Annotated in this window: 7 protein-coding genes; 2 read left to right on the top strand and 5 right to left on the bottom strand. The window is 51.6% G+C overall.

Annotation, left to right across the window (positions count from 1 at the left end):
• Position 1: 1 nt before the first annotated feature.
• Genes GC178_08540 through GC178_08550 form a run of 3 tightly spaced genes read right to left on the bottom strand, consistent with a single transcriptional unit; the run spans position 2 to position 2,445 of the window.
• A complete protein-coding gene (locus tag GC178_08540) occupies positions 2 to 232 on the bottom strand; it encodes a hypothetical protein (GenBank protein ID MBI1287610.1) in 231 nt (76 codons plus the stop codon).
• Positions 232 to 1,650 (bottom strand): tetratricopeptide repeat protein, encoded by a 1,419-nt coding sequence (locus GC178_08545; GenBank protein ID MBI1287611.1) that lies wholly within the window; start codon positions 1,648 to 1,650, stop codon positions 232 to 234. Before GC178_08545 ends, GC178_08540 begins: the two co-directional genes overlap by 1 nt.
• Before the next feature lie 45 nt (positions 1,651 to 1,695).
• On the bottom strand, positions 1,696 to 2,445 hold the full coding sequence (locus GC178_08550; GenBank protein MBI1287612.1) for an ABC transporter substrate-binding protein: 750 nt from the start codon (positions 2,443 to 2,445) through the stop codon (positions 1,696 to 1,698).
• Between the two features lie 54 nt (positions 2,446 to 2,499).
• Between GC178_08550 and purB the strand changes: the two genes are divergently transcribed.
• Complete coding sequence (purB, locus tag GC178_08555; GenBank protein ID MBI1287613.1) at positions 2,500 to 3,843, top strand: adenylosuccinate lyase; 1,344 nt, start codon at positions 2,500 to 2,502, stop codon at positions 3,841 to 3,843.
• Between the two features lie 132 nt (positions 3,844 to 3,975).
• Here purB and GC178_08560 read toward each other — a convergent pair whose 3' ends face one another.
• Both GC178_08560 and GC178_08565 read right to left on the bottom strand, forming a co-directional pair.
• Positions 3,976 to 4,968: a LysM peptidoglycan-binding domain-containing protein gene (locus GC178_08560; GenBank protein MBI1287614.1), complete on the bottom strand. Its 993-nt coding sequence runs from the start codon at positions 4,966 to 4,968 to the stop codon at positions 3,976 to 3,978.
• Between the two features lie 177 nt (positions 4,969 to 5,145).
• Positions 5,146 to 6,126 carry a pyridoxal-phosphate dependent enzyme gene (locus GC178_08565; protein MBI1287615.1) on the bottom strand — a complete coding sequence of 327 codons (981 nt, stop codon included), beginning with the start codon at positions 6,124 to 6,126 and terminating at the stop codon, positions 5,146 to 5,148.
• Positions 6,127 to 6,182: 56 nt separating this feature from the next.
• Between GC178_08565 and GC178_08570 the strand changes: the two genes are divergently transcribed.
• Positions 6,183 to 6,368, top strand: coding sequence for a hypothetical protein (locus GC178_08570; protein ID MBI1287616.1), 186 nt, complete (start codon positions 6,183 to 6,185; stop codon positions 6,366 to 6,368).
• Positions 6,369 to 6,523: the final 155 nt, after the last annotated feature.

Genomic DNA, 6,523 nt, shown 5'->3' on the forward strand with positions numbered 1-6,523 from the left:
ATTATTGGCCGTTCTTTTTCTCCTTCCTCTTATTGAAGAAATAATTGACCAAGGCAAACACCAAACCCGCTGGTATCCAAAGGATTGCCTCGTGCAGCAAGGAAGAAGCAGTTATCGGCTTGTTGTGGTAAAGAGGTTCACCAACACCCATGAACAAGATCATGAGCGTGGACCAGAAGATCCATTGAAAGATCCAGCTGTATTTACTAATCTTGGGTTCTTCTTCTGGCATTATTCATCAACCTTAGCAGGTGCCATCAAGTTGTAGTTGCTCAGATCGATCTTCATGATGTCGTACTTGCCGTTGGCGCTGCTCTTGGTGCTGTAGTAGGCCGTTTTGCCATCCGCTGTCACGGTTATTTCCGATTCATCTCCAGGCGTGTTGATCGGGTAACCCAAGTTCATCGGTTCGCTCCATGTGCCATCGTCCTGCCGTACCGACTTGAACAGGTCATAGCCGCCCATGTTCTTGTGACCCTTACTACTGAAAAACAGGGTTTTGCCATCTGGGGCGACAAACACGCTTTTCTCATCTTCAATGGTGTTCAGCGGACTGACGTTCACGGCTTTTCCCCATTCTGTTGTAGAAATGGCTTCGGCCATCCAAATGTCACCGTTACCTTTTCCTCCACTCGGTCTTTCGGAAATGAAGTAAATGGTTTTGCCGTCTGCCGTCAGCGAAGCGCCACCATCAAAGTAACCGCTGTTCACGTTCTTACCCAGCGAATAGGCCTTTGACCATCGGTTCAAACTCATCAATCTGGCCGCATCGGGCGAACCGTCAGCAATCGCATCGCTCGCATTCTTGTTCATCCGTGTCTTCGCCACGAAAATATCTCCCGAATTCTCATTCTTGAAAATGAACAACTGCCGCCCATCAGGTGAAATGCTCAGGTTGGCATCATGCCCATCATTGTTGATGGCTCCAGGAATCGGAACGGCTGGCGCCCAACCGTCCAGACTGTCACTCCAATAACTGATATACACATCCTCATACCAATCATTGTCGCCCTCGTAACGCGTGCCTCCCTCCGTATCGGACCTTCGTGAGGTGAACACCATCAATCGGCCATCGGCAGTAACGGATGGATGATATTCGTGGTTATCGGCCGTGTTGATGCCATCGCCCGCAGAAGTGATCTTCACATCAACAGGATTTGCCATCAGGTCAATGGTCGTTTGGCATTTTGCTTTCAGCTCATTCGCCTTCTCAATATCTGCTTTCGAGAGCTTGTCATTGGCCAAATAAGCATCCAAATGCTTGAGCGCCTCTTCCTGCTCTCTTTCCATGCGGTGGGCCAAAGCCGTGTTGTATTCAAGGTCTTTATCAATGTTCGGGTCGGCCTCACGTGCTTTTTGTAGGTATGCCAGCGCATCCTTGCCTTGATTGAGGGCGAGATAGCATTCGGCCATGCGCCAGTTGAGCATGCCATCCGTCCCGTTATCGGTGTAGAGCTCGCGGTAAATGCGGATGGCTCCGTTGTAGTCGCCCTCGGTCATGCTGGATTTGGCCTGCATCATCTTGATCTTGTCGGGGCCACCGAGCAGTTGTGCATTAGCTGAAAAATCTGCTGCCAGCATGCAAATGGCCACAGCAACAAGCGTGAAGATCGTTCTCATGTTCAATACGTTTGGGACTAAAATACTCATTCAATCTGAGCCAGAATCGGTATTGGTTGTTGGTGTTTCAACACCTTATGATGACTTACTCAGCCAGTGGTGAAAAAGTTTCATCGCCTCGCGTTTTTTGTCATCCAAATCATAGCTGATCACCTCTTGCACATAACGTACCAGAATTCCGTGGTCGGCATTGGCCATTTGGCGGATGGCCTCTTCTCGGTTTTTAAGCCCAGATTCGAGCGCCTCATCAAAGGCGGAAATAAAATCTTCTGGCAGCGCGCGGTTGCTGACCCAACAGGCAAAAACGAACGGCAATCCGGTGTGTTCCTTCCATTCTTCGGCCAGATCATAGACATACGGAAACTTCCCGCGGAGCGGAAACGTGCGGTCGCCAATGACCACACCCGCGGTCTTTCCCTTTATCTGCGAAATGAAATCGGCATCCGCAGCTTTCCATTGCGGTGCAATCTTCCACTTATTCTCCGCCAAGTATTGAACGAGCTGTACGGAGGTTCTGGACTGATAATCCAACAGAATGGTATCGATCTCATCCAGCGGAACCTCGCTGAACAGGCACACGGTTTCCACCGCGCCATCGGCACCGATGCATTTGGTGGAGATGATGTGCGATTCCTTGAGAAGCGGGATGATCGCCACAGGCACGAGCCCCAGATCCACCTCACCGTCCAATAGTTTCCGCGCGCAATCGGAAGGCATATCGAGCTGCAGATCGATGGAGTTGAGAACGGGATGATGCTGCAGCCCATGAATGAAGGGATACGAATTGGCGTATGATACTGCTGATACCTTGATTCTCTCTTCCACAGGCCAGAATGTTGCGCCCCAAAAATGCTAAATTCGCGCTTTAACTAACCACGTATGGAACTGAATGTTCTTACGGCCGTTTCTCCGATAGATGGCCGCTATCGAAAACACACCGAATCTCTTTCCGATTTCTTCTCTGAAGCTGCCCTGATACGCTACCGCGTACGGGTGGAGATCGAGTACTTCATTGCCCTCTGCGAACTGCCGCTGCCGCAACTGAACGGTTTCAACCATTCGCTGTTCGGCACGCTGCGAAAGATCTACATCGACCTATCGGATGCGGATGCGCTGCGCGTGAAGGAAATTGAGAAGACCACCAACCACGATGTGAAGGCGGTGGAATACCTCATCAAGGAGAAGATGGATGACCTCGGCATCGGGGAGCAGAAGGAATTCGTGCATTTCGGGCTTACCAGTCAGGACATCAATAACACAGCCACGCCTTTGATGATGAAAGAGGCCACCGAGCAGGTGTATCTGCCGCTGTTGGACGAACTCATCGCGAAGCTGAGATCGTTGGCCGAGGAGTGGAAGGACATTCCGCTGTTGGCGCGAACACACGGACAGCCCGCATCGCCAACCCGCATGGGCAAGGAAATGATGGTTTTTGTGGAGCGACTGGAAGTGCAGAAGGCACAGTTGCTGGCCGTTCCGTATTCCGCGAAATTCGGTGGCGCCACCGGTAACTTCAATGCGCACAAGGTGGCGTACCCGACCATCGATTGGGTCTCCTTCGCCAACAACTTCGTGAACGGAACCCTCGGACTGAAGCGTTCGCAGACCACCACACAGATCGAACACTACGACAACATTGCCGCTTGGTGCGATGCGCTGCGCAGGATCAACACCATTGTGCTCGACCTGGACCGCGACATCTGGACCTACGTGGCCAACGATCACTTCAAGCAACGGATAAAGGAAGGCGAGGTCGGTTCTTCGGCCATGCCGCATAAGGTCAATCCCATCGATTTCGAGAATTCGGAGGGGAACATCGGACTGGCCAATGCCGTGTTCACGCACTTGGCAGAGAAACTGCCCGTTTCGCGCCTCCAGCGCGACCTGACCGACAGCACCGTTCTGCGCAACATCGGGGTGCCGTTGGGTTACACGCTCATCGCATTCCGTTCCACGCTGCGCGGATTGGGCAAGTTGCTCATCAACGAGGAGAACATCCGTCAGGAACTGCAGGATCATTGGGTGGTGGTGGCCGAGGCCATCCAGACCATTTTGAGACGCGAAGGCTATCCGAAGCCGTACGAAGCGCTGAAAGCCTTTAGCCGCACCAACGCCAAGTTGGATGAGGCGGCCATGCTGGCCTTCATTGATTCATTGAATGTTTCGGAGGAGGTGAAGGCTGAGATGCGCGCCATTACGCCTTTCAACTATACGGGTATCTGACCTCCCCCGACCCCTCCTTTCCAGGAGGGGAGTTGGGTTTCACGCAAACCTCGGATCAACGCACCAGTTCCTCCCCTGGAAAGGGGAGGTGGCCGCAGGCCGGAGGGGTCATTCTCGATCACATGGGGTCGTTCAATACTCGCTTCGCTTGCGCTTGCGTAGCCAAATGCGCTGCCCCACCACGGGTTCTTCGCCCGGATTCAGATCATTGAATTTGTAGAGTTTACTGAGCTTGACGCCATACTCCTGCGATATCCAGCGCAGCGACTCGCCCTCTTTCACCTCATGGTAGTCGTGATCCCAACTGCGGCCGCGTTTCGGTTGTAGGTAGATGAGTTCTCCCGGAACGAGTTTGGCGCCCTTGGCCTTGTCGTTGTATTTCAGGATCTGCCACTCGCGCACTTGAAGTGCCTTCTCCAGTTTTTTGAAGTCATCGCCTTCCTTTACCCGAACGTAACGGATGTTGTTGCGCAGATACATCTGTCGGCCCGTGGAAACGATGGCCTCTTTCGGATTCTCGGAGTTCTGTTTGTCGCGGTTTCGGTCCTTGTCTTTGCCCTTGTCCTTGCCTTCCTTTCCTTTCGATTCGGGTGGCGACTTCATCAGATCATATTTATGCAAGCTGTTCTCCTCTATGATCTTGATGAGCAGGCTCGGATACTTGGGATTGGTGGCATAGCCTGCCTGTTTCAATCCATGCGCCCAGCCTTTGTAATCGGTGCGCTTGAGTTTGAAGAGGTCGGCATAACGGTCTCTTCCGGCCAAGAAGTCAGAATGATCGTGGTAGCTGTCGAACACGCTCTCGTACACACGGAAGCACTCATTCTTGGCGTCATCATCCATGTAATACTTGTTGCCATCCCACATGCCGTGGCATTTGATGCCGAAATGGTTGTTGGCCTCGCGGGCCAGAACGCTGTTTCCATCGCCACTTTCCAGAATGCCCTGCGCCAAGGTGATGCTGGCCGGAACGCCACTGATAAGCATTTCCTGCACCGCGAACGGGGCGAAGAGGTCGATGTAATCCTCGCGCGTCAGCTTATCGAACGGTGGTTCGGGGTTGCTGCTCTGCGCAACAGCCATCAATTGCAATGTGATGAATATGTACGAAAGGAATACGCGCATGAATTCAAAATTAGATGTCGCGAAGTGGATAACGTTTAATTGGCGTTGATGTTTTTCACACAGCCGTGTTGATCAGCATCATGGAATCATTTGTCATTCCGCGGAACGAGGAATCTCTGGGCATACGCTGAAGGAAAAGCGATGCTTCCTTCGTCAGCATTCCAAACCCTTAAAGCATCACACCAGCCCACGGTGCTCCATGCCCTGCCAGCCCTGTAGGCCACCCGTATGAATGGCAAGGATGGTTGTTCCTTTCTGAAGTGGCGTATGGCCATACGCCCCTACACCGATCATATCATAGATCCCGAACATCATTTTGCCCGTGTAAATCGGATCGAGTGGTATTCCGGTTCTTTCTTGAAATCCATTGATGAATTCCAACAGTTCAGGTTTCATCTTGGCGTAGCCCCCGAAATGGTAGTCGGTTATCAGTTTCAGGTTGGTGGTTAGTGGTGGCCTGAGACCTGACTCTCCGATCAAGCGTTCTACTTCTTCCTTCAAGAAATCGCCTCCTTTCAATGCTGGAAATCCCAATATATGCGCACCGCTCAACGCCAGTCCTGCCAAGGTGGTGCCGGTTCCTGCTGCGCAGCACACCACATCAAAATCCTCCTTCACCTCTGTCAGTATTTCAGCACAGCCACGCACCCCTAGACCATTTGCCCCGCCTTCGGGAATGAGGAAAAACCGCCCGAATTCCTCCTGTAGAGACGCGATTGATCGCGTCTGTTGGTCTTGATGCACCCTGAAATTAGACGCGATCAATCGCGTCTCTACAAAGGTCATTTCCCCATAGTCTTTTCTCGAAACGAACCGCAACATCATCCCGTGTTCACGTGCAAACTTCAGCGTGGGATTGGTGGGATCGTCTTCCCCACGGATGATGCCGATACTGGAGAATCCCGCCTTCTGGGCAGCAAAGGCCGTTGCCGCAATATGATTGCTGTAAGCACCGCCAAACGTTAAAATTGTGTGGTGGTTCTGTTCAGCCGCTTCGCGAAGATTGTATTTCAGCTTTCGCCACTTGTTTCCGCTGATGTGTTCATGAATCAGGTCATCGCGCTTGATGAGCAACCGGATTCCTGTGGCTTCCAGCTGCGGGTCGTTCACTTCCTGTACAGGCGAACCGATTTGCTTTCCAAGGTCTGGGAATTCCATAGGATCAAAGGAAATGATTCCAAACTCTTAGCCTGCATTCTTGTTTACTTTGCAACGTGAGCGAGATGGACGATTACTTCGGAAGGCCGAAACTTGAACCCGATGACTTCTACTATTCCAAAGAAGGCTACATCATTTTTACCGAAAAGTACCTGCTGAAACGCGGTTACTGCTGCAAGAACGGCTGCAAGCATTGTCCTTACGGTTTCAACAAGAAAACAGGGAGAATCGAAAAGAAATAGCAATTAGCAAATTTGCTAAAATGATTATCCGCAAAGTTACCCTAAAGCAAATTGATTCCATCGGAACATAAGGGCGAATCGCATCAGGCGGTCGAACAGATTCTTGGCAAACCGTCCGTTGAGTTTGAAGATGAATTCGTCCAGATAGCATTGGA

This window comes from Flavobacteriales bacterium, from assembly GCA_016124845.1.
Classification (GTDB): Bacteria; Bacteroidota; Bacteroidia; order UBA10329; family UBA10329; genus UBA10329.